This window comes from Streptococcus sp. CCH8-C6, from assembly GCF_001557225.1.
Classification (GTDB): Bacteria; Bacillota; Bacilli; order Lactobacillales; family Streptococcaceae; genus Streptococcus; species Streptococcus sanguinis_C.
This window is the reverse complement of sequence record NZ_LSJN01000060.1, coordinates 27859-50533: the sequence shown is the minus strand read 5'-3', so window position 1 is coordinate 50533 and position 22675 is coordinate 27859. Positions and strand designations below refer to the sequence as shown.

Genomic DNA, 22675 nt, shown 5'->3' with positions numbered 1-22675 from the left:
GTAGAGTACTTGGTTTGGGACCAAGGTGTCGCAGGTTCGAATCCTGTCTTCCCGACTAGATAAGATAGAAGATAGATATTCTGATCTATCTTTTTTGTTTTAATAAAATTGTGTGTGTTGAGATGAATAATTCTAAAGATAAAAACCTCTGATAGCAGTGAATAGTTGCCTTCAGAGGTTTTTATATGTGCTGAGTTTGGTTTACTACATCAAAGAGTATTCGTCAGATAGCATAATGGTTTCTTTACCCTTGTTATCAACGATGTAGACTTTTCTAGGAAAGAAAGGGTCAAATTGATAGTTTAAGTCAAATGAAATAATGGTGTTGAAGTTTTTTTGTGAGAATCGTAGGGATACTCTTCCTTGTCGGTTGATGATTTCGAACTTGAGGACTGGGCGAAGTTCAAAGACACCTTTAAGATTGTTATCAATGATATACCACAATGAATCGACAATTTCTTCAGGGAGGCTCGTCATGATGCCAAAGCTGGCATATCGGCCGAGAGTATTTGTAAATGCCATGGGAGACTCCTTTCTTACAGTCTGGATTTTCTTATATGATACCCGAAAATGCTTGAGATTGCAAGAATTTGACCTCTGGCAGGTCTGAATTAGACAAAAGAAAAAGAGCTTACGCTCTTTGACAACTTTATCGATTCTTTAGTTCAACATAACGTTTGTACCAAATATTGACATAAGCATCTGAAAATGGACCTCTTCCGTTGTTAATCCAATCAACTAGGATTTTGACATTTTCTTTGAGAATGAAATCCAAATCATCAGAATAGTGCATCTGTTTTTTGTGACGTTCATATTCTTCTACATCCAACAGGCGTTTTTCACCATCAGCAAAGACTTTGACGTCTAAATCATAGTCAATGTATTTTAGAGCTTCATTATCCAGATAGTAAGGGCTGGCTAGGTTGCAGTAGTATGAAGTTCCATTGTCGCGAATCATGGCAATGATATTAAACCAGTATTTTTTATGAAAATAGACAATGGCTGGTTCACGTGTTACCCAACGTCGGCCATCACTTTCTGTTACCAGTGTGTGGTCATTAACACCAATAATGGCGTTTTCTGTTGTCTTTAGTACCATGGTATCTCGCCAGGTGCGGTGAAGATTCCCATCATGCTTATAACTTTGAATTGTAATAAAGTCGCCTTCTTTTGGAAGTTTCATAACTTACCAACTTTCTACAATTTATAAGTTTATCTTCTTTATTGTAACATATTTTCATAGAAATGCATAAGTTTTCATAGAAAATCTTAAAGATATTCTCTCAGAGCGCTGGCGATGTCGGAGAAATCATAGCCTTTGCGAGCTAGAGCTTGGGTCAGACGCTGTTTTAAGTCATAGCCGTCGTATTTTTTTGAGTACTTGCGGTATTGCTTCTCTAGCTCTTTATAGAGCAGTTCTTGCTGGTTTTCTTGGTCTTCTTCGATTTCCAAATGCTGATAGGCGGTTTTGGCTTGACTATAGGAAAAACCTTTGTTTATCAAGGATTGAAGAATTTTATCTTGTAAGGCCTTGCTGGGCAGTTTTCCCTGGTATTTTCTGAGCAGCTTTTGGGCAACCTTGTCTGTTAGTTCAGTGAAATCAAACTGGCTCAATTCGTCTTCAATAATAGTGCTAGAAATCCCTTTTTGACTGAGTTTTTGCTTGAGAACAAAAGCGCCTTTGTCACCAGTGAGAAGGTTGGATTGGATAAAAGAATGAGCATACTTTCTATCATTTATCCAATTATCCTTTTTTAGATTGTCCAAAACCTGGCTGATGATTTCTGGTTGGATGTCGTGCTGCGTTAAGTAGTCTTTGACTTCCTTAGCAGTTCTTTGCTTGAAGGAGAGATGATAGAGGGCTAGATTTTTCCCGTAGGAAAATTGCGCATAGTCTTGAATTTCTGATAGCTCCTGCTCTGTGATTTCCATTCCTTTAGACAGCATGAAGCGGACGATGGTGTCTTCTGTAATATAGAGCTTTTCACTGTCGTCCAACTCCAAGAGGTAGAGTCTTTTTTTCTTTTCGATTTTTGTGATTTTCATAAGAGATTTTGGTAGAATCCTTTCTTTTAGCCAAATGCTTCAAAGGCAGCTATCAAGCGCAGTTTGTCTGTATCAACATCTTTCCTGCCATAGTAGTCAAGAAAGAGCTCTGCGTATTGGGGGTCAGATAAATTATAAGTAAGAGACCAGGTTGCCCAGTAAAGATCAATGTGGCGATCACTAAGGCCAGCGAGGCCAACGTCAATAAAGCAGGAGAAGGTTGCTGCGTCTTTCAGAATGAAATTAGGCAAGCAGGCATCTCCATGAATCAAGGAGTCTGACGTCAGTAGGTGTCCCTGCTCTTGGATAAGCTGGTAGGCTTCTTCACGGCTTTGGATATAAAACTGAGGCAGTAAGGCTTTTTGATAAAAGCAACCTTTCCGATAATTTTCCTCTACTTGCTCTTTATAGTGTTGGAGGTGATGCTGGATTGGGAAATGCTGGGCTTGGAGGCTGTGAAGTCTTTTGAGTGCGGCAACCATCGTTTGGCAAAGTTCTTCTGGCTGTTGGAGAAAGGCTAGGGCGTCCTTACCCTTGGCTTCTTTAGTCAGCAGGTAGTCTTTATCTGCTGCTAGGTAGTGGATGACAGGTACACCGAGTCCTTGCTTTTCAAACCATTTGGCAAGTGTGGCTTCTTGGGCTAACTGTTCTTTTTGGTCGATTTTCAAATAATAGCCCGTATCAGCATAGAAAACACTGGCTGCAGAATGTGAGGAGCTGTCGTAAAAATTGGCTCCCTCTAGATAAGTTCGTATTTGCTCAGGGAATTGGGCTAGTGGAAGGGATATTTTTTCTGCTTTCATACTTTTATTGTAACATATTCTCAACTAATGCGAGGCGGCGTGGTATAATAGAAGCATGAATGTGAAAGTGAAGCAAAGAATCCCTTTGAAAATTAAGAAAATGGGAATCAATGGGGAAGGGATTGGATTTTATAAGAAAACGCTGGTCTTTGTGCCAGGGGCTTTGAAGGGTGAGGAAGTCTACTGTCAGGTGACCAAGGTTCAGCGTAATTTCATCGAGGCTAAGCTCTTGACTATCAACAAGCGGTCAAAATTTCGGGTGGAAGCGCCTTGTGAGATTTATGATAGCTGTGGGGGCTGTCAAATCATGCACCTCCACTATGACAAGCAGTTGGAGTTTAAGGAAGATTTGCTGCGTCAGGCCTTGAAAAAATTTGCGCCAGCTGGTTACGAAAACTACGAGATTCGTCCGACCATTGGTATGCAGGAGCCGCTCTATTATCGGGCCAAGCTACAGTTTCAGACTCGGAAGTTCAAGGATGAGGTTAAGGCTGGGCTTTATGCCCAGAATTCCCACTATCTGGTCTCGCTGAAAAACTGTCTGGTTCAGGACAAGGTAACGCAAAAGATCATCAATAAGGTGGCTAGGCTTTTAGGCAAGTATAGGCTGCCTATCTATGATGAGAGGAAGATTGCTGGAGTACGCACTGTCATGATTCGCAGGGCCAGAAAGACGGGGCAGGTGCAGATGATTTTTGTGACAGGGCGTAAGCTGGACTTTTCTCCAGTCGTTCGAGATCTAGTGGCTGAATTTCCAGAGTTGGAGACAGTAGCGGTCAATTATCATACGAGCAAGTCCAGTGAGATTTATGGGGATAAGACAGAGATTATTTGGGGCGAGGAGGCTATCCAAGAAGGAGTGCTGGACTATGAGTTCTCCCTATCGCCTCGAGCTTTCTATCAGCTCAACCCTGAACAGACAGAGGTGCTCTATGGGGAGGCGGTTAAGGCGCTGGATGTAACGAAAGAAGATCATTTGATTGACGCCTATTGCGGAGTGGGGACTATCGGCTTTGCCTTTGCTAAAAGGGTCAAGTCTCTGAGAGGTATGGACATCATCCCTGAGGCCATTGAAGACGCTAAGCGTAATGCGAAAAGGATGGGCTTTGACAATACACTCTACGAGGCTGGGACGGCAGAGGAGATTATTCCTCGCTGGTACGCTGAGGGCTATCGGGCGGATGCCTTGATTGTCGATCCGCCGCGAACAGGTCTGGACGATAAGCTACTGGAGACGATTGTTCGTTATGCACCTGAAAAGATGGTCTACGTTTCCTGCAATGTCTCAACTCTGGCTCGGGATTTAGTCAAGCTCTGTCAGGTCTACGATGTTCACTATATCCAGTCGGTTGATATGTTTCCGCATACTGCTCGGACCGAGGAAGTGGTGAAATTATCCAAGCGAGATAGCTCTCGTTCGAGTTAATCGTAAGCAGCTCGCAAGAGCTGACAAAATCATTCTAAAAAGGACTTAGTTTTCTCTAATACAGGTCTAAGTCTTTTCTTTTGTCAAAATTGCAACGGATTTATAGGAAGATTAGTCTCCTCCTAATCTATTAGTCAAAAAAAGAGAACACTCGTTAAGTGTTCTCCAATGGCAATCGGTTATATTAGAATAAACCGAAGACTAGGACTGCAAGGACGGCACCAATAATTGGTCCGACAACTGGAATCCAAGCATAGCTCCAATCGCCATTTCCTTTGTTTGGAATCGGAAGGAGACTGTGCATGATGCGAGGTCCTAAGTCACGAGCTGGATTGAGGGCATAGCCAGTTGTTCCACCAAGTGAAAGACCAATTCCGACAATGAGTGTTCCGACAGCAAAAGTGCCAATGCCTGCTTGCAGCTTATAAAGTCCAAGAGCGAAGATAGTCAGCACAAGGACAAAAGTTCCAAGGATTTCGCTAATCAGGTTAGAGAAGGTATCTTTGATAGCTGGGCCTGTACTAAATGTACCCAGGACGTTAGCCGGATTTTCTTCAGCCAAATAGTGAGGTTTGAACTGCAGGAAGACGAGGAACTGTCCGACCATAGCACCTGCAAACTGAGCAAGGACGTAAGGAAGAACAGATGCCCAAGGCAAATCACCTTTCAGAGCTACTCCGATAGTTAGGGCAGGGTTCAGATGGGCTGGGCCAAGGTTGCCGGATACAAAAGCAGCAATGGCAACAGCAATCCCCCATCCCATAGTAATCACAATCCAGCCTGAATTGTGACTCTTAGTTTTGGGAAGAACCACACCTGCAACTACACCATTTCCCAGAAGGAGCAAGAGCAGTGTTCCTAAAAATTCGCCAAATATTTCTTTCATCATTTATGTTACTCCATTTAAAAGAAGGGGAGGCAGACAGTTGTTTTGCCTACCGCCTCTTCTCGTATTTTCTATTTTTTTAATTCTTCTAAATCGTTATTTGCAAGGGCAGCCTGAACATCATTGCGATAAGCTGCTTTTTCTTCTTCTGTCCAGTCGTAGAATCGTCCCATTTCATCCAGAACAGGCTCTACAATAGCATCTAAGCTATCCCGCATAAAGAGCATGTGATTTGTCCGGCGAAGCAAAAAGTCAACTGGGCTGAGCGCTAATTCATTACGCATAGCATAATGCAGTGACAAGGTATCCGCTAGGCTGAGACCTGGTGCTTCTTCGATACTGTGAGCGAGGGCAAAGACTTTAGGAGCATTTGAACCGTAAAGATTTGCAAGATAGAAGGCTTCTTTGCTGTCTAAGCCACGTGAGACACCAAGTTGAGCAAATGCTTCGATTTCGGAATCCACATTTGCTGGATTGAGCTCTCCGCCTGAAACAGGGTAGGTCTTAGAGTTGATGAGCTTGAAGCTGCGGTCAAATTCTGCTTTGAGGATTTCAACCACACGCTCCATAGCGCCTTCAGCCATCTTACGATAGTCCGTAATCTTACCGCCAGCAAGGGTCAAGAGGCCATTGTTATCACGTTCCAAGCTGGAACCGCGGGACACAGCAGATGGGTCCAAGTGTTTTTCAGAAGTGCTGCTTTCGAGTTGCATAACAGCCGCTTCAACATCCTCACGGGATTTTTCTTTAGCCAAATAGCTTTCAACGGTCGCAATCAGTGCATTGAAACTTTCGTCGCTAATGGTACCGTTGTTTCCGCCGTTGTAGTCAGAAGCACTGTTTCCTGCGATTAGAGGACGCAGGCCAGCCCAGCTGCTTTCGATATCGTCAATTGTGATGTTTGCTTCTGGGAAGCGATTGTTGACAATGCCTAAGAGGTAATCTACATCTTCTTGTGTTACTTTTGGATGCTCTAGGTCGCCAGTGTAGTCAGTGTCGGTCGTACCAAAGTAGGTTTTATTTTCACGTGGAAGAACAAAGACCATCCGGCCGTCTCCCAAGCCTGTATCAAAGTAGACTGGCTGAGAAACCTTGATCTTGCTAGAGTCAACCACCAAGTGAACACCCTTGGTTGGACGCATTTGTGAGTATTGCTCACCATCATTTGACAGATTGCGCACCTTGTCGCTCCAAGGTCCAGTTGTGTTGATGACCAAGCGAGCCTTGATTTCAAAGACTTCATCCGTCAAGAGGTCACGCGCAACAACGCCTGTAATCTTTCCAGCTTCATCAAAGAGGAAGCCTTCTGCCTTGACATGGTTGGCAATCAGGGCACCGTCTTGGTTGGCGCGTTTGATATTTTCAATCACGAGGCGAGCGTCGTTGTTGCGGAAGTCAAGATAGACACCGCCGCCGACCAGGCCTTCCTTCTTAAGTTCAGGTTCCCGTTCTAGCACTTCTTCCTTGCTCAAGACCTTGTTGGCAGCAGGAGTATTGTTGACACCAGCCAAGAGGTCGTAGAGGTCCATAGCTACTTTGAGACGGAAGAGGCTGAAGGTAGCGCCGTCTTCTTCGTAGACAGGAAGCAGCATTGGATCTGGTTTTGGAATATGAGGGGCAATTTGCTGAACTACAGCACGCTCAGAAACTGTATCTGAGACCACCTCTACGTCGAATTGTTTGAGATAACGAAGACCACCATGGACCAGCTTGGTAGAACGGCTAGAAGTCCCTTCTGCAAAGTCCTGCATTTCAATCAGACCAGTCTCCAGGCCACTTGCAGCTGCTTGCAAGGCTACTCCAGCACCGGTAATCCCGCCGCCAATAATCAGGAGGTCCAAGGTGCGTTCCTGCATTTTTTTTATCGATAATTCACGTGTTTTCTTTGAAAATTCCATATTTATACACTTTCTAACTTAGTCATTTCATGCTTCTACTGACTTGATTATCAAAATATGAATCAGTATCAGTCGTCGATTTCTGCAAAGACTTGGGTTGCCTTAACGGCTTTTTTCCATCCTTTGTAGAGTTGTTCCTTGCGGGATTCATTCATAGATGGTTCAAAGAGTTCTCCAGTTTCATTGAGAGTACGGAGTTCGTCTAAGTCTTTCCAGTAGCCTACGGACAGTCCTGCCAAGAAGGCTGCACCGAGAGCAGTTGTTTCTAAGTTTTTAGCGCGGGCAATATCGATTCCCAAAATGTCCGCCTGGAACTGCATGAGGAAGTTGTTCATAGCAGCACCGCCGTCGACTTTGAGGACTTGAATAGCTGTCTTAGCGTCAACCTGCATAGTGTCAATGATGTCGCGTACTTGGTAAGCGATGGATTGCAGAGTAGCCTTGATAAAGTCTTCCTTACTGGTTCCGCGGGTCAAACCAAAGACAGATCCGCGGGCATTTTGATCCCAATACGGAGCGCCCAGACCTGTGAAGGCAGGTACGACATATACTTCGTCATTGTTGTGAGAATCAAGGGCATATTTTTCAGATTCTGGTGAATGTTCAACCATCCGAAGACCGTCGCGTAGCCATTGAATAGCACTTCCTGCAATGAAGATAGAACCTTCTAAGGCATAGTAAACTTTGCCGTTGATACCGTAGCCAATAGTTGTCAAGAGGTTGTTTTCAGACAGTTGCATCTCTTCACCAGTGTTCATGATGATGAAAGAACCAGTTCCATAAGTGTTCTTAACCATGCCAGGCTCAAAAGCTAACTGTCCAAAGAGAGCCGCCTGCTGGTCACCAGCCATACCAGAGATTGGAACTTCTCCGCCGTAGAAATGGAATGGAGCAGTCTTACCATAAATTTCTGAGTTAGAACGAACTTCAGGAAGCATGGCCTTTGGAATGTTGAGAATTTCCAAAATCTCATCGTCCCACTTGAGTTCCTTGATGTTATAGAGCATGGTACGGGCTGCATTTGAGTAGTCGGTCACGTGAGAAGCACCGTCAGTCAATTTCCAAACCAGCCAGGTATCGATAGTCCCAAAGAGCAATTCGCCCTTTTCAGCTCTTTCTTGTGCTCCCTCAACATGGTCCAAAATCCAGCGAACCTTGGTAGCAGAGAAGTAAGCGTCAATAATCAAACCAGTCTTTTCGTGGAATTTTTCCACATAGCCTTGGCTTTTTAGTTGCTCAGCCAGAGGAGCAGTCTGACGAGACTGCCAAACGATAGCATTATAGATAGGAAGACCTGTATTTTTATCCCAGACGACAGTTGTTTCACGCTGGTTGGTGATTCCGATGGCTTCGATTTGGTTAGGTTTGACTCCACTTTCGATGAAGGCGCCGGCGATAACGGACTGCACAGAGTTCCAAATTTCATTGGCATTGTGCTCAACCCATCCAGCTTGAGGGAAAATCTGAGTAAATTCTTTTTGACTGGAGCTAACTTTTTCTCCTTTTTTGTTAAAGATGATGGCGCGGGAACTAGTAGTTCCTTGGTCGATGGCCATGATGTATTTTTCTTGTGACATGAACTGTCCTCCTAGTAAAAATCTTGAGGATGTTTCCTCTACAGTAACTAGTATATAAAATAAAGCGCTTTCTTGCTCATCAACTTTTTTTAAATTTTAAAAAAATCTGAGGAGATTGTGCGAAAATCACAAAGAAACCTGGATTTCTCCAAGTTTCTTAATGAAATATCATGTGACGGATTTGAGCCAAATCTTCCAAATCTAAGTCATTTTTTAAATAATAGATGGGAACTTGCTGGGCCTGATGAATAGGATTGTTGGTGATGATGAGGTCATAATTTCTAGTAAGGTCGTAGGATTCAATCGTAATAAAGCGATTGTACTCTAAATACCGTCTTAAAATGGCCGTCATTCTGGAAACAACGATAAAGCTATCTGTCAAGTCCATTCCTATCTTGATGACTTGACCGTCGTTTTCAGCGATGTACTCCATCAGCTGGAGCCATTCCCACAAAACCTTTTTATCCAGAGATGTTCCCTGCTGGAAAATAGGCAGTTTGCTAAAAATAGTGTCTGCCACTTGTCGATAATCGTCTTCGCTCCATAAGTAAGGATGGCGCAATTCCAAGTCATGCTTGTATTTGTCTTGCAAGAGATAGCCTCGGAAAAGAAAGACGCGGGCGCAGAGCTGACTGAGTTCGTAGGTCACTTGGTCTTCAATGTAGTCACCTAGCAAGTCCTGGCCCTTCATCTCTTGAATCAGTTGCGTAATCAAACTGGCAATTTCACCGCCAAAGCCCAGTATATACTCCATGGTGTGCAGGGGCAGAATCCGATGGGAAAGCAGAAATGAAAAGAAAATCATCATTTCCCCGTCTTCCTGACTCAGAGTAATGTGCTGACCGGCAAAGAAATCATTTGTCCGGCGATGCAAGCGTAGATAGAAGATATTCTCAAAATAGCCCTGCATTTTCTGCTCAATGATTTGAAATTGACAGGCATTGACTCTTAGGCGCTGTTGGGTGATATGTGCCCAAAGAGCCAAGTCCAATCGCTGCCCTTGAGAGAGTTGGGCTCCGCAAAGTTCTTCTAAAACGACAACTTCCTGTCTTCTTTCTGGTTTTTGAAGTTCTTTTTCCCAATCTTGGCTTGACCAGACCTTACGAAAGAGGCAGAAATAAAAATAGCGGATTTGGTGCTCAGGCCCTTTCAAGCGGCCATTTTGGATAGATAGCTCAAACTCTGATAAAATCTGATTTAAACCGGATATATGACGGCCGAGTGTTGCTTCACTGATCATGAGCTCTTGGGCTAATTGATGGGCTAGAAACTGCTGATAGTAAAGCAAGTAGTTTAAAATCTGGTATTTGATAGAATTCCCCAAAAAGAGTCTGCAAATATCCCGTCCCTTGGTATCCGGTCCGACAGACAGACTGAGTGTTTCGTCCTGAAGCTGGATGGATAAGGCTGCATGATGGTCCATAGCCTTGTCGTTAATCAAGCTAATGTACTTGGTCAAGGTTGCTTTCGAGAAGCCTGTTTCAGACATAACGTCCTTCAAACTGGATGTAGAATGCTGCTGTAAATAAGACAGGACAATAAACTGCCCCGCTTCACTCTTTTCCATTAAGTCTGCAAGATACATACGAAAACCCTCTCAATTCACTAATCTTAGCTTATCACAAAAGAGAAAAAAGACGAAGCAATGTGCTTTATATTTTCTTATCGTTGTCTAAGGAAATAATAAACTGAAACAATCTGCCATCATGTCTATCTTAATTCGCTATTCTATTTCTTTTGAACAAGTATAAGAGGAGCAGATACTCACACTTTTTTGCTTTGAGTCTGATCGCTTTTTTATGGTATAATTGTAGAAAAGTGACGACGAGGGAGCAGCTATGGATAATGTGATTGATTTGTCTATCCCAGTGGCAGAAGTGATTGAGAAGCAGCCAGAAGTTTTGGATGTTCTGGTAGAATTAGGCTTTACGCCTCTGGCCAATCCTGTTATGCGCAATACAGTCGGGCGCGTGGTTTCTATCAAAAAAGGAGCTGGTATGAACGGCATTGACCTGAATAAAATCAAGCAAACTTTGGAATTAAACGGCTATGAAGTGGTGGGGATTTAGGCATGGCTACTGAACGCATTGAAGTCCTCAAGTCTATCTTGCTGGACCTACATAACGGTGCTTCTGCAGAGTCCGTTCAGGAGCTCTTCAACGAGCATTTTGCAGGTGTGTCCGCTATCGAGATCAGCCTGATGGAGCATGAGCTAATGAACTCAGATACGGGAGTGACCTTTGAAGATGTCATGTCCCTCTGCAATGTCCATGCCAACCTCTTTAAAGGTGCCATTCAGAATGTAGAGGTGGCTGATACCGACCATCCGGGTCATCCGGTTCAGATCTTTAAGCAGGAAAATCTAGCCTTGCGGGCTGCCCTCATGCGGGTTCGCAGGCTCCTATCTACCTATGAAAGCACAGAAGATGAGGACCTTCTTCCTGAAATCCGCAAGGGACTCCAGCGCCAGCTGGGTTTGGTAGGGCAGTTTGATATCCACTATCAGCGCAAGGAAGAGCTCATGTTTCCCATCATGGAGAGCTACGGCCACGATTCGCCACCCAAGGTCATGTGGGGGGTAGACGACCAGATTCGAGAACTTTTTCAAGAGGCTAAGATTGCTGCAGAGCAGTTGCCTGATACTTCTATTGAAGAAGTCAAGGACAAGTTTGAGACTTTTGCTGCTGAGTTTGAAGCTATGATCTTCAAGGAAGAATCAATCCTTCTCATGATACTCCTAGAGTCCTTTCATCAGGATGACTGGCTCAAGATTGCTGAGGAAAGCGATGCTTATGGCTATGCTATCATCAAGCCAACGGAGAAATGGATTCCTGCGCGGCACTCATTCTCGGAGGAGGAAGCTGGGGATGTTGCTGATGAAGGAAGCGAAGCGCCAGCAAGCACAGAGCAGACTAGTGATGGCAGGTTTGAGCAGGTTATTGATACGCCGGATGGTCAGGTCACTATCTCCTTTAAGCCCAAGGAAAAGAAGGAGCAAGACTTTAATCGGGACTCCCAGCAGCCTTTTGGTCATGGCTATCTGTCGGTGGCGGAGGCCAATCTGATTTTGGACCATCTGCCCATGGAGATTACCTTTGTCAATAAGGACGATATTTTCCAGTATTATAATGACAGCGTGCCAGCGGACGAGATGATTTTCAAGCGGACGCCGTCCCAGATAGGACGCAATGTCGAGCTCTGTCACCCGCCCAAGTTTTTGGACAAGGTGCGGCGGATTTTCAAGGCTCTGCGTGAGGGAGAGCGGGACAAGTTTGAGATGTGGTTCAAGTCGGAATCACGTGGCAAGTTTGTTCATGTGACCTATGCAGCGGTGCGGGATGAGGCTGGTGAATTTCAGGGGGTGCTGGAGTACGTACAGGATATTCAGCCCTTCCGCGATATTGACAGTGATTTTTACCGAGATTTGGACTAGGTATTTGCAGTTAGAAAGTGAGAAAAATGAGTTACGAACAGGAATTTTTACAGGAGTTTGAAGCTTGGGTCAAGACCCAGGTCATGATTAACGAGATGGCGCTCAAGGAGAGTCAGGCAGTCTACGAGGCGGACCAGGACGAGCGAGCCAAGGAAGCAGCCATTCGCTATGAAAGTCGTCTCGATGCCTACCAGTTCCTTTTAGGAAAATTCGCCAACTATCAGGCGGGCAAAGGCTTCCACGACCTGCCAGACGGACTTTTGGGGGAGAGAAATTATTGATTTTTCGCTGGAAAGGTGATAGAATAAGTTCATCAGAGGTGTTTTGAATCCCACATTTTACAGAAAGTGGCGGTGCTGAGAAGTCCACAATTGTGTCAAAACTGGTTGCTGATGAGATGATAAATTGAAATAAAAGTGTCTTTTTGTTTCCTTTTAGGACTAGGCAGCGAGTTGCAGGCTATACTAGCGTATGCCAAAGCGAGTTAACGACGTCATAAAAGAGAAACAAGAAGAGAAAAGTTGCGGGCATCTGCCCGAAATTGGGTGGTACCGCGGATAAACACATTCGTCCCTGTCATAGATATGGCAGGGGCGATTTTTTGTAGAAAGTGAGGGAGAAGGATGACAAGAGCTGAGTTACCAGAACGATTAGAAACAGAACGGCTAGTCTTGCGAGTCCGCACCGTGGCTGATGCAGTGGATATCTTTGACTATGCCAGTCGGCCAGAAGTCTCCTATCCAGCAGGCTTTCCGCCCGTCAAGACCTTGGAAGATGAGATTTATTATCTGGAGCATACCCTTCCTAAGCGTAATAAAAAGGAGAATCTCCCAGCAGGCTATGGAATTGTCGTCAAAGGAACAGATAAAGTCATCGGCTCTGTTGATTTCCCTCGTCGTCATGAGGATGATGTCTTGGAGCTTGGCTATATCTTGCACCCAGACTACTGGGGACGAGGCTATGTGCCCGAAGCAGCGCGTGCCTTGATTGACCTAGCTTTTAAAGAATTGAATCTTCACAAGATAGAATTGTCTTGCTTTGGCTACAATATCCAAAGTCAACGAGTCGCTGAAAAATTAGGCTTTACCCTCGAAGCTCGCATTCGAGACCGCAAAGATGCCCAAGGCAATCGCTGTGACAGTTTGATATATGGCTTACTGAGGAGTGAGTGGGAGGTGGTTTGATGCACATTTTCATCATTGGGGCTCCGGCTTCTGGGAAAATGACGATTGGTCAAGAGTTATCTCGACTGACGGATGCTACCCTCTTTTATAACCATCAAGCCATAGATTTTGCACTGGAAATCTATCCGGACTTTACAGAGGAAATGTGGGAGTTTGTTCGAGGGCTTACCTTTTCTTTCCTTGGAGCAAGAGCTAGGAATCATCGATCGGTGATTTTAACAGACGTAATTGATTTTTCAAATCAGTACCAGCTGCTGTATTTGAAGAAAATTCAGGATTTGTTGGATGACTATCATCAAGAGATTCTTTTTGTGGAGTTGGAAACAAGTCTTGAAGAGCGTTTACATCGAAATCGAACGGAGAATCGATTAAAGCACAAACCCTTAAAACGACATATTGAGGTATCTGAAAGAGAAATTTTAGAGACAGCTGAAACACTTCAATTAAATTCCCAACATCAACCGAATGAGTTGCACCACTACCTTAAAATAAATAATACGAATCTGTCTGCAGAAGAAGTTGCTAAGCAGATTCAAGATAAAATGAATACAATAGAGAAAGGACAAACACATGTCTAAACAACTTTCACCTAAATACAATCCAGCCGAGGTTGAGGCTGGTCGTTACCAAAAATGGCTTGATGCTGATGTTTTCAAGCCTTCAGGCGATCAAAAGGCTAAGCCTTATTCAATCGTGATTCCACCACCAAACGTGACTGGTAAACTTCACCTTGGTCATGCTTGGGATACGACTTTACAAGATATCATCATCCGTCAAAAACGGATGCAAGGTTTTGACACCCTTTGGCTTCCAGGGATGGATCACGCTGGGATTGCGACTCAAGCTAAGGTTGAGGAGCGCTTGCGTGGTGAGGGTATTAGCCGTTACGATTTGGGGCGTGAAAAATTCCTAGAGAAAGTCTGGGAATGGAAAGACGAATATGCCACTACCATCAAGGAACAATGGGGCAAGATGGGGCTCTCTGTAGACTACTCTCGTGAGCGTTTCACTCTTGATGAAGGTTTGTCAAAAGCTGTTCGCAAGGTCTTTGTGGACCTTTACAAGAAAGGCTGGATCTACCGTGGTGAGTTTATCATCAACTGGGACCCCGCAGCTCGCACAGCCCTTTCTGATATCGAGGTGATTCATAAGGACGTTGAAGGTGCCTTCTACCACATGAACTACATGCTAGAAGATGGTTCACGCGCCCTTGAAGTTGCGACCACTCGTCCTGAGACCATGTTTGGGGATGTTGCAGTTGCGGTCAATCCAGAAGACCCACGCTACAAGGACTTGATTGGTAAACATGTCATCCTTCCAATCGCTAATAAATTGATTCCAATCGTTGGAGACGAACACGCAGACCCTGAGTTTGGTACTGGTGTTGTGAAAATCACACCTGCCCACGATCCAAACGACTTCTTGGTTGGACAACGCCACAACTTGCCACAAGTCAATGTCATGAATGATGACGGAACCATGAATGACTTGGCCTTCGAATTTGCAGGCATGGATCGTTTCGAAGCTCGTAAGGCAGTCGTTGCTAAGTTGGAAGAAATCGGTGCCCTCGTTAAAATCGAAAAACGTGTTCACAGCGTTGGTCACTCAGAACGTACAGGTGTTGTGGTTGAGCCACGCTTGTCTACGCAATGGTTCGTCAAGATGGACCAATTGGCTAAAAATGCCATTGCCAACCAAGACACAGACGACAAGGTAGAATTCTACCCACCTCGTTTCAACGATACCTTCCTCCAATGGATGGAAAATGTCCACGACTGGGTGATTTCTCGTCAGCTTTGGTGGGGGCACCAAATCCCTGCTTGGTACAATGCTGAGGGTGAAATATATGTCGGCGAAGAAGCTCCAGAAGGTGACGGTTGGACTCAGGACGAAGACGTCTTGGATACTTGGTTCAGTTCTGCCCTTTGGCCATTCTCAACCATGGGCTGGCCTGATGTCGACTCAGAAGACTTCAAACGTTACTTCCCAACTTCAACCTTGGTAACAGGTTATGATATCATCTTCTTCTGGGTGTCTCGTATGATCTTCCAATCTTTGGAGTTCACTGGCCGTCAGCCATTCCAAAACGTCCTTATCCACGGTCTTATTCGTGACGAGCAAGGACGCAAGATGTCTAAGTCTCTTGGGAACGGGATTGACCCAATGGATGTCATCGAGAAATACGGTGCCGATGCCCTTCGTTGGTTCCTTTCAAACGGTTCTGCGCCAGGTCAAGACGTGCGCTTCTCTTACGAGAAAATGGATGCTTCATGGAACTTCATTAACAAGATCTGGAACATCTCTCGCTATATCCTCATGAACAATGAAGGCTTGACCCTTGAGCAAGCAACTGCCAATGTCGAAAAAGTTACCAACAAGGAAGCTGGAAATGTCACTGACCGCTGGATTCTCCACAACCTCAATGAAACGATCGGCAAAGTCACTGAAAACTTTGATAAGTTTGAGTTTGGTGTGGCTGGCCACATCCTCTATAACTTTATCTGGGACGAGTTTGCGGACTGGTATGTTGAGTTGACCAAGGAAGTCCTTTATAGCGATAACGAAGAAGAGAAAGTCATCACACGTTCTATTCTCCTTTATACTTTGGACAAGATCCTTCGACTCCTTCACCCAATCATGCCATTCGTGACAGAGGAAATCTTTGGGCAAATCTCAGAAGGCTCTATCGTTACAGCGGAATACCCAACTGTTAACCCAGCCTTTGAAGACCTTGCTGCCCACACAGGTGTGGAAAGCCTTAAAGACCTGATCCGTTCTGTTCGGAATGCGCGTGCCGAAGTAAACGTTGCACCAAGCAAGCCTATCACAATCCTTGTTAAGACAAGCGATAGCGACTTGGAAGCCTTCTTTAACAGCAATGTCAACTACATCAAACGCTTCACAAATCCAGAACACTTGGAAATCGCATCAACCATCCCTGCACCTGAACTCGCAATGTCAAGCGTCATCACAGGAGCAGAAATCTACCTGCCACTGGCAGACCTCCTCAATGTCGAAGAGGAACTGGCTCGTCTCGACAAGGAACTGGCTAAATGGCAAAAAGAACTGGACATGGTTGGTAAGAAGCTTTCTAACGAACGCTTCGTAGCCAATGCCAAACCAGAAGTCGTCCAAAAAGAACGCGACAAACAAGCCGACTACCAAGCCAAATACGACGCGACGGTCGCACGTATTGATGAGATGAAAAAGTTGGTGAAATAAACATAGAAACACGGTGATAAACCGTGTTTCTTGGTATAATTTGAAGAGAGAAAACTTATCTCGGAGGGTATATGTTTATTTTAATCGGGATTTTCTTATTTCTATTCTCTATTAATTCGTTTATTAATGGGTGGAGAAAACTGGACATAGTGATAGTAATTGGTTATTTGTATTTGTTATGTAAACAATCAAGTAATTTAAGTTTTACATCAATGCAAAATTTAGATATTGCTCTTATCATTATATTACTGTTCTATTCTATATCTGATATTTTGTGGGGATTAAGAATTGTTGGATTAACCATACCTCTAGTTCGAAATATTATATTGAGGTACATTAATTTTAAGGATTATCTCGAATATAAAATTAGAATTTATATTCGAGATATAAGTGAAGTTGTCTTGCTTTTATTGCTGATAATATTAATCTATGTTCAAGAGTATTTCAAAGTGCCCACAGTTTCGTTTCAAAATACCAATATCGTTGAGTTAATTAGTTTTGAAATTGGAGTATTTGGTCTGTATGGTATATACGTTGGTTTTCTTCAATTTTTAACGGAAAATGATAAGGCTTATTATCTAGGAGTAAGCAAGACTAAATTCATGCTAGATAGATCAATTTGGTCAAGATTCACTCGGGCAAAATTTTTCCATATCCTTTTATTCCTTACAGTTGCAATGCCTGTTTTAAGTAATTTTATTCATCAGACAAATTATCTTGAATATATTTGGCAAGCAAGTTCAGGAATAGTAGTCATTATTTATATCTATTTACTAAAACTGAATATAAGTGTTGCTTATAATGTTTTTAGGCTAAATGCTGAAGTGATTCATAAAAAAATTCAAAATCAAGATTCGTCATCGGCTGAGATGATAAAGAAATTGAGGGAATTACGGAAAACAAGTGTTGATGAGGAAATTTCTATCTATCTTCAAAGAGAAATGAAGGAGTTATTTTGGAAAGTATATAAAAAACCAGATGAATATGTCGATAATTTTGTATCTGTCTTTCTAGAAAATCGGTTTTTATTAATTGATGTAGAGGAGCGTAATGATTTTGTATATTCTATCTTTCATGAAGAATACTGGGAAAACTATAACTTAGCTTACTCAATCGATGAATATTTAGAAGAGCTTTCATCTAAGCAAATTTCTGGTTTCTATAACTTCTATAGAAGGTATTGCAAATATAAATGGGAATTTTTGAAGAAATTTCAGGATAATATTCTTTCAAATACATGGAAAGAACTAATTGAGCAGGATCTTAGAGTTTTCCAAAATCTTGAGAAAAAGGATGATACATTTGAAGTTTTACAAATCGAGAAACCTACGAGTCTCTATTTGGGACAATCAAGTGATTATAAAATCAAAGAATATTTATTTGAGACTCTTATTAACAATAAAGCTATCGAACTAAATGTAATAGTTGATGAATTGAAGAATGAATTACATTCTATTAAGAATTCCAAAGAAGAAAAAGAGTTGCAAGAGCAAAATGAAGATTTTTTACGTTTTAAATTAAATCAGCTATTCAAGCTATACGAGAAAGGAGAGAGAGAGTTTTCTCTTCCAGAATTTAAAAAGTTGTCTTATGAGTCTGATGGGAGAAAATATAATGATTTCCATAACAGTATGTTGTATTCAGAAATCTGTTTTAATTATTTGGATAGAGGAATAATTGGAACTTTCGTCCAAAATAAAATTACAGAAGCTGAGAGTGAAGAAGAAATAAAACAAAAAAGAAGAGCTGAAAAAATTCAAAACTTAATATTAAGTATGAATGAAGAATATCGATTAGCTTTTATGCTATATCGGTTAATCTACACCGACTATACACAATGGGATGATAACATTGAATTTTATGATGCTGAGTTTAAAAAATTAATGAGCTGCGATGAAGAGCAACAAAACTACCTTTTCGAGCAAGCTAAAGAGATAATCTTAAGAACAAATATTAGCTATCGTATTACAGATGAAATTTTAGATAAATTATGGACAAAACGAAATGAAAAAATAACAGATTTTTATTGGTTTAATCAGTTTGGTAGAAGTCATCAAATGTCAGAACTTAAAATTGTCTATGTTCAATGGTTATTGTCAGGTAAAAAATTTTCATTCTCAAGCAGATTTAGCTTTATAAATGATTCATTCAGCTTTGGTAAGGTAGTAACAAGAGCGAATCAAAGTGAAAAAAGTATAAAAGTCTCCAGTAATAAATTACATTGGAAACGTGTTAGAAATAAAGAGAAAATTGATAACTTCTGTAGAGAATATTTGCTTCTTACTGATAAGTTAGATTCTATTTTCACAAATGATTTTTATTCGTACAAGCAAAATGATATACAATTATCAGTTGAATATCTTTTGAGTACGAATAAAGTTGACTTATCAAATGTAATAGCAAATCTATCAGTATCAAGTTTATTACGTCTAGAATGGATATTAAGATTCAGGGTTCACCGTTACAATCGAGATTTTAGCTATACTAGAAGAACCATTTTTGATGCCATGACTTCAAATAGTCCATTTTATTGGTCTGGTGGGGAAGGAGTGTTAGAATTTTATACCCTAAAAATTATTGACAGTTTTTATCAAGAGTTATATATGGATACTCAATTTCTAGAGGGGATTAAATGTAAATTGATATTTATATTGAATTCGCATAATAAAACTGTTGAAGAATATGTAGAGTCAATTGTTAAAAAAGATTCTGGGGTTGATAATATTTCAATCCTACAGAAAGGACAAATCATTTCTAGATTAAATGATATTTTATTTTACGAAGATAAACAATCTGAATCAAAAGTTAGAAAAAAATATCGATATAAATAATGGATTCATACTTTTAAATCATTAGTTAACACCATTAAATTTAACAAGACATAATTTCATGGCTGTACCAACTTCAGTCCGTTTATCAGATGAGTTAAATGAAAAGCTGACTTTATGGACGAGTTCCCACAATATCTCTAAGTCGGAGTTTATTGCTCAGATTTTGGCAGAAAAGTTAGAGTATCTTTATGACATCCAAGAAGCTGGTAAGGCGATCCAGTCAACTGATAAGCAAGAAATTCTTGGAAATTGGATCTTACGTGGTGTTTTCCAGTTGAAGGAACGGGAGCTATTGACGGGAAAACGGCTCAATGAACTGGAAATCAATGGTATTCGTTTGACTAAGTTTAAAATGGCGAAATTGGAATTGAATTCATCTGGATTGATACCGAAAACCCACCTAGCGATGCCATCGGTTGGGTAAGTAAAAGGAGCCTTTAGTTTTTAAATAATTCCTATACTAGACTCCTTTCCCAGCACCAACCATACACTAACCTCCCAAACTCAGTTTGGGAGGTTAGTAATTTATATCTTCTGTTTGGCCTTGATAGTGGTAAATGCAGAGTCGCTTTGTCTGTTCGGGACGGCTGATGGTAAAGTGGAAGTAATGGTCTTTCTGATCTAAACTTTTGGCCTTAGAGAGTTTGAAATAAGTGACCTGGCGGCTGGCCATGTGGCGGAGGATATCGTCTTCCATGACCATCAGAGGCTGGGGAAGATTGGAGAATTGATAAAAATCTTCTTGAAATTGATAGTAGTTCTGGGAAAAATAGTCAAATTGAAGTTCCTCATGTAGATTCTGAGTAGTCATCTGTGCCTCCTAGGGCTTGTATCGAAAGAATCTGGTGGATAGCAAGGCCTTTGTAATGGTCACCTTCCTGCAGGAGGACTCGCTTGCAGTCCAGATGAAAGACGGTAGCATTAATGTCGGTCAGCCTTTCCTTATTAAGAAAGGTGATTCGGATGGGAACTTGCTGGCTGTAGGCTTGACTGAGCAAGTGGAATTTTTCCTGTCTGTCAAGCTGGGTCAGGCGACTGATATCTAGTTCTTTTTGGGCCAGAGTAGTGCTGTGTTCAGAGAGAAAAAAGCCAGCCCATTTCGCCATGCCTCGATCCTGAAAGTCACGAGCCGACTGGTAGGGGAGATAAGAGCGGTCGGTCATGATAAGCCCTCCAGCCCTCCAGCTGAATGGCCACCTGTTAGCTTGCTTCGAGCGATGGCACGAGAGGACTCCAGCAAGGCCGATCCCTTAAGCAAAGAGGCAAAGCCGAAGCGATCTCTGATGCGGTCAATCGTCAGCTGGAGCTCCTCTTCTTTTTGAATTTGCAGAGGATCATCAAAGAGAGAAATCAGACCATAACCTTGATCGACAAAGTCACTGTAAAAAACGCCAATCTGTCGGATAGCCCTGCCCTGATATTTAGAACGAAAAAGCTGAACGACGATTTGAGCCAATCGATCGCTGTTATTGGTAGGCTCAATTTTTCTCTGTGTATGAATGGAAGGCAGGCGCTCCTGCTTGGAATAGCGGGCATAGATGGATACACACTGGCACTTCTTACCAGACCGTCTGAGCCGAATGGCAACTTGCTCAGCCATTTCTTGGAAAACAAGCTCAATCTCTGCCTGCTGTCTATAGTCTCGGGGGAGAATTTGCGAATTCCCTAATCCATGCGACTTGACCTGATAAGGCTTGTGAACATTGCTTTCATCAATGCCATGAGCGTGAAACCAAAGCTGCAGACCCATAACCCCCATTTCTTTTTTGAGAATATCGGGGTTAAAGTGAGCTAAATCATAAATGGAGTGGATGCCTAGTTTCTCAAGACGAGTGGCCGTTCGGTGGCCAATGCCCCAAAAATCAGTCATGTTTGGAATAGTCCAGACCTTACTGGGAACATCTTCATAGGACCAGTTGACCCGCATCTTTTTTGTATGTTTGGCTTCAATGTCCAAGGCTAATTTGGCTAGAAGAGGATTGGCGTTGCTCAGGCCGATAGAGGCATAAATCCCGGTCTTCTTCCAGATAGCCTGTTGAATGCGGGCAGCCAGCAGGTCCAGTTTGGTCCTGCGGTCCAGCGTCTGATCAGGAATGAAGTAGTTGATAGAGCTTGTCAAATCTAGGAAGCCCTCATCGATTGAGTAGGGGAAAATGTCATCGGGAGCTGCGAAATCCTGGAAAATTTTTTGGATTTCCATGTTTTTCTGGATGTAGTAGTTCATCCGAGGTGGGACCAATAAGGTCTTTTGAGCAGCATCTTCAATAAAGCGCACATAATCTGCTGTAATAGGCAGTCCCTGCTTGTGGGCAGCAGCATAGTTGAACTTGCGGGTGTGGACATCAAAAGGAAGATTATAGCTTCGGCTGACATTCTGGCTGCCGAAATTCTTTTTAAAGAGAGGAGTGGCAGCTAATATCAGTCCAGCAGAATTTTCAATTCGGCTCATGACACAGAGCGAGGTTTTTAAAGGGTCAAGGCCGAGGGAAATGCATTCGCAAGAGGCATAAAAACTTTTCATATCCACAAAAGCGATGTCTGAACGAGGCTCGCGTGAATAATCAAATAGGACCATAGCTTATACCTCAATTGGCAGAAAATGTCCGACTACGATACCAACAATGCTAGGTTGGTCTTCATAAGGAGCAAAGAGATCCTCGTAGTCAGGATTGATAGATTCTAAGCGTAGACCTTCAGCTTCACGATAGACTTTTTTGATATAGGTCTTGCCATTCCACATGAGAGCATAGACTGCCCCATCGTAGTCGAATCCTGTCTGTTTCATAAGGGCAACAGAGCCATTTGGATACTTGGGCTCCATAGAATCCCCAGAGACCCAAGATGCAAAGTCGTGCTGGATATCTTGATCAAAGTAGACAGTTTCGTAGTCTGTTTCATTGTCATAGTAGCTGTGACCGAGACCTGCAGCCAGCTCAACTGATAGAACCTTATAGGCTGTAAGAGAGCTAACCTTGCGCTGTCTTTCTAGGAGCTGACTAGCGAGCTGGTCTACTTCTTTTTTATGCGGTGGGGTTAGTAAAGGGTAGGTGTAGAGCGCGCTGGTCTCATCCACAAAGTAGTTCTCTTGGACCTTGAGACAGGTGGCTAACCTCCTGAGATTTTTTGCGTGGGGTTCTGCTAGACCATTTTCCCAAGCAGAGTAAGTCTTTCGAGAGATGCCCAGCTCTTGGTAAATGGAAGCCTGTGCCAGATTAAGCTCCAAACGGCGTTTTTTTAATTTTTCATGAGAAAACATATCCACCTCCTATGTAACGTTTTAAAAGTTACATATAGTATAACAAATGGAATCAAGAAAAGCAAGTTCTTTTTTGAGTATTGTTATTTCTAGCAATAGTGTGGTAAACTGTA

Annotated in this window: 20 protein-coding genes and 1 pseudogene; 9 read left to right on the top strand and 12 right to left on the bottom strand. The window is 42.6% G+C overall.

Features of this window, described 5'->3' with window-relative positions; genetic code table 11:
- Positions 1-204: 204 nt before the first annotated feature.
- From AX677_RS05685 to AX677_RS05670, 4 genes are all read right to left on the bottom strand, one after another.
- The gene (locus AX677_RS05685; protein ID WP_060976468.1) at positions 205-522 is read right to left on the bottom strand and encodes a DUF960 domain-containing protein; all 318 of its coding nucleotides are present in this window, start codon (positions 520-522) and stop codon (positions 205-207) included.
- A 127-nt stretch (positions 523-649) separates the two neighbouring features.
- Complete coding sequence (locus tag AX677_RS05680; RefSeq protein WP_002896978.1) at positions 650-1183, bottom strand: DUF402 domain-containing protein; 534 nt, start codon at positions 1181-1183, stop codon at positions 650-652.
- Between the two features lie 86 nt (positions 1184-1269).
- Positions 1270-2046 (bottom strand): recombination regulator RecX, encoded by a 777-nt coding sequence (gene recX / locus AX677_RS05675; RefSeq protein WP_060976467.1) that lies wholly within the window; start codon positions 2044-2046, stop codon positions 1270-1272.
- 26 nt (positions 2047-2072) lie between these two features.
- On the bottom strand, positions 2073-2849 hold the full coding sequence (locus AX677_RS05670; protein ID WP_060976466.1) for an aminoglycoside 3'-phosphotransferase: 777 nt from the start codon (positions 2847-2849) through the stop codon (positions 2073-2075).
- Between the two features lie 55 nt (positions 2850-2904).
- On the opposite strand from AX677_RS05670, the gene rlmD reads away from it, so the two are divergent.
- A complete protein-coding gene (rlmD, locus tag AX677_RS05665; RefSeq protein WP_060976465.1) occupies positions 2905-4275 on the top strand; it encodes a 23S rRNA (uracil(1939)-C(5))-methyltransferase RlmD in 1371 nt (456 codons plus the stop codon).
- Between the two features lie 184 nt (positions 4276-4459).
- On the opposite strand, the gene AX677_RS05660 is transcribed toward rlmD, so the two are convergent.
- From AX677_RS05660 to AX677_RS05645, 4 genes are all read right to left on the bottom strand, one after another.
- A complete protein-coding gene (locus AX677_RS05660) occupies positions 4460-5164 on the bottom strand; it encodes an MIP/aquaporin family protein (RefSeq protein ID WP_002899687.1) in 705 nt (234 codons plus the stop codon).
- Between the two features lie 68 nt (positions 5165-5232).
- Entirely contained in the window at positions 5233-7059 is a 1827-nt protein-coding gene (gene glpO / locus AX677_RS05655) for a type 1 glycerol-3-phosphate oxidase (protein ID WP_060976464.1), read from the bottom strand.
- Positions 7060-7127: 68 nt separating this feature from the next.
- Positions 7128-8636, bottom strand: coding sequence for a glycerol kinase GlpK (gene glpK, locus AX677_RS05650; protein ID WP_060976463.1), 1509 nt, complete (start codon positions 8634-8636; stop codon positions 7128-7130).
- Positions 8637-8793: 157 nt separating this feature from the next.
- Positions 8794-10221, bottom strand: coding sequence for a helix-turn-helix domain-containing protein (locus tag AX677_RS05645; protein ID WP_060976462.1), 1428 nt, complete (start codon positions 10219-10221; stop codon positions 8794-8796).
- 253 nt (positions 10222-10474) lie between these two features.
- Here AX677_RS05645 and AX677_RS05640 point away from each other — a divergent pair, with 253 nt between their 5' ends.
- The 8 genes and pseudogenes from AX677_RS05640 (at position 10475) to AX677_RS09430 (ending at position 19747) form a co-directional block, all read left to right on the top strand.
- Complete coding sequence (locus AX677_RS05640) at positions 10475-10705, top strand: DUF1858 domain-containing protein (RefSeq protein ID WP_002894544.1); 231 nt, start codon at positions 10475-10477, stop codon at positions 10703-10705.
- Positions 10706-10707: 2 nt separating this feature from the next.
- Positions 10708-12069 (top strand): DUF438 domain-containing protein, encoded by a 1362-nt coding sequence (locus AX677_RS05635; RefSeq protein WP_060976461.1) that lies wholly within the window; start codon positions 10708-10710, stop codon positions 12067-12069.
- 26 nt (positions 12070-12095) lie between these two features.
- Positions 12096-12350, top strand: coding sequence for a DUF1912 family protein (locus AX677_RS05630; RefSeq protein ID WP_002899692.1), 255 nt, complete (start codon positions 12096-12098; stop codon positions 12348-12350).
- Positions 12351-12692: 342 nt separating this feature from the next.
- Positions 12693-13253: a GNAT family N-acetyltransferase gene (locus AX677_RS05625; RefSeq protein ID WP_060976460.1), complete on the top strand. Its 561-nt coding sequence runs from the start codon at positions 12693-12695 to the stop codon at positions 13251-13253.
- Complete coding sequence (locus AX677_RS05620) at positions 13253-13831, top strand: AAA family ATPase (protein ID WP_060976459.1); 579 nt, start codon at positions 13253-13255, stop codon at positions 13829-13831. The genes AX677_RS05625 and AX677_RS05620 overlap by 1 nt, the downstream gene beginning before the upstream one ends.
- The gene (locus tag AX677_RS05615) at positions 13824-16475 is read left to right on the top strand and encodes a valine--tRNA ligase (RefSeq protein ID WP_060976458.1); all 2652 of its coding nucleotides are present in this window, start codon (positions 13824-13826) and stop codon (positions 16473-16475) included. Before AX677_RS05620 ends, AX677_RS05615 begins: the two co-directional genes overlap by 8 nt.
- A 71-nt stretch (positions 16476-16546) precedes the next feature.
- Positions 16547-19306 carry a hypothetical protein gene (locus AX677_RS09540; protein WP_060976457.1) on the top strand — a complete coding sequence of 920 codons (2760 nt, stop codon included), beginning with the start codon at positions 16547-16549 and terminating at the stop codon, positions 19304-19306.
- 58 nt (positions 19307-19364) lie between these two features.
- Positions 19365-19747: pseudogene (locus tag AX677_RS09430) on the top strand (DUF6290 family protein).
- 76 nt (positions 19748-19823) lie between these two features.
- Here AX677_RS09430 and AX677_RS05600 read toward each other — a convergent pair.
- Genes AX677_RS05600 through AX677_RS05585 form a run of 4 tightly spaced genes read right to left on the bottom strand, consistent with a single transcriptional unit; the run spans position 19824 to position 22562 of the window.
- The gene (locus AX677_RS05600) at positions 19824-20117 is read right to left on the bottom strand and encodes a DUF5960 family protein (RefSeq protein WP_060976456.1); all 294 of its coding nucleotides are present in this window, start codon (positions 20115-20117) and stop codon (positions 19824-19826) included.
- Positions 20095-20469, bottom strand: a complete 375-nt coding sequence (locus tag AX677_RS05595) for a hypothetical protein (protein ID WP_002932650.1) — start codon at positions 20467-20469, stop codon at positions 20095-20097. The genes AX677_RS05600 and AX677_RS05595 overlap by 23 nt, the downstream gene beginning before the upstream one ends.
- Complete coding sequence (locus tag AX677_RS05590; protein ID WP_060976455.1) at positions 20466-21881, bottom strand: Y-family DNA polymerase; 1416 nt, start codon at positions 21879-21881, stop codon at positions 20466-20468. Before AX677_RS05590 ends, AX677_RS05595 begins: the two co-directional genes overlap by 4 nt.
- Positions 21882-21884: 3 nt before the next feature.
- A complete protein-coding gene (locus AX677_RS05585; RefSeq protein ID WP_009659906.1) occupies positions 21885-22562 on the bottom strand; it encodes an XRE family transcriptional regulator in 678 nt (225 codons plus the stop codon).
- Positions 22563-22675 lie beyond the last annotated feature (113 nt).

Excerpts from the sequence above, each read along its gene's own strand:
- AX677_RS05685 (WP_060976468.1), bottom strand. The coding sequence starts at position 522 with ATGGCATTTACAAATACTCTCGGCCGATATGCCAGCTTTGGCATCATG.
- AX677_RS05600 (WP_060976456.1), bottom strand. The coding sequence starts at position 20,117 with ATGACTACTCAGAATCTACATGAGGAACTTCAATTTGACTATTTTTCC.
- AX677_RS05670 (WP_060976466.1), bottom strand. The coding sequence starts at position 2,849 with ATGAAAGCAGAAAAAATATCCCTTCCACTAGCCCAATTCCCTGAGCAA.
- AX677_RS05635 (WP_060976461.1), top strand. The coding sequence starts at position 10,708 with ATGGCTACTGAACGCATTGAAGTCCTCAAGTCTATCTTGCTGGACCTA.
- AX677_RS05595 (WP_002932650.1), bottom strand. The coding sequence starts at position 20,469 with ATGACCGACCGCTCTTATCTCCCCTACCAGTCGGCTCGTGACTTTCAG.
- AX677_RS05630 (WP_002899692.1), top strand. The coding sequence starts at position 12,096 with ATGAGTTACGAACAGGAATTTTTACAGGAGTTTGAAGCTTGGGTCAAG.
- rlmD (WP_060976465.1), top strand. The coding sequence starts at position 2,905 with ATGAATGTGAAAGTGAAGCAAAGAATCCCTTTGAAAATTAAGAAAATG.
- AX677_RS05680 (WP_002896978.1), bottom strand. The coding sequence starts at position 1,183 with ATGAAACTTCCAAAAGAAGGCGACTTTATTACAATTCAAAGTTATAAG.
- AX677_RS05625 (WP_060976460.1), top strand. The coding sequence starts at position 12,693 with ATGACAAGAGCTGAGTTACCAGAACGATTAGAAACAGAACGGCTAGTC.
- AX677_RS05645 (WP_060976462.1), bottom strand. The coding sequence starts at position 10,221 with ATGTATCTTGCAGACTTAATGGAAAAGAGTGAAGCGGGGCAGTTTATT.
- AX677_RS05615 (WP_060976458.1), top strand. The coding sequence starts at position 13,824 with ATGTCTAAACAACTTTCACCTAAATACAATCCAGCCGAGGTTGAGGCT.
- AX677_RS05660 (WP_002899687.1), bottom strand. The coding sequence starts at position 5,164 with ATGATGAAAGAAATATTTGGCGAATTTTTAGGAACACTGCTCTTGCTC.
- glpK (WP_060976463.1), bottom strand. The coding sequence starts at position 8,636 with ATGTCACAAGAAAAATACATCATGGCCATCGACCAAGGAACTACTAGT.
- recX (WP_060976467.1), bottom strand. The coding sequence starts at position 2,046 with ATGAAAATCACAAAAATCGAAAAGAAAAAAAGACTCTACCTCTTGGAG.
- AX677_RS05640 (WP_002894544.1), top strand. The coding sequence starts at position 10,475 with ATGGATAATGTGATTGATTTGTCTATCCCAGTGGCAGAAGTGATTGAG.
- AX677_RS05590 (WP_060976455.1), bottom strand. The coding sequence starts at position 21,881 with ATGGTCCTATTTGATTATTCACGCGAGCCTCGTTCAGACATCGCTTTT.
- AX677_RS05585 (WP_009659906.1), bottom strand. The coding sequence starts at position 22,562 with ATGTTTTCTCATGAAAAATTAAAAAAACGCCGTTTGGAGCTTAATCTG.
- AX677_RS09540 (WP_060976457.1), top strand. The coding sequence starts at position 16,547 with ATGTTTATTTTAATCGGGATTTTCTTATTTCTATTCTCTATTAATTCG.
- AX677_RS05620 (WP_060976459.1), top strand. The coding sequence starts at position 13,253 with ATGCACATTTTCATCATTGGGGCTCCGGCTTCTGGGAAAATGACGATT.
- glpO (WP_060976464.1), bottom strand. The coding sequence starts at position 7,059 with ATGGAATTTTCAAAGAAAACACGTGAATTATCGATAAAAAAAATGCAG.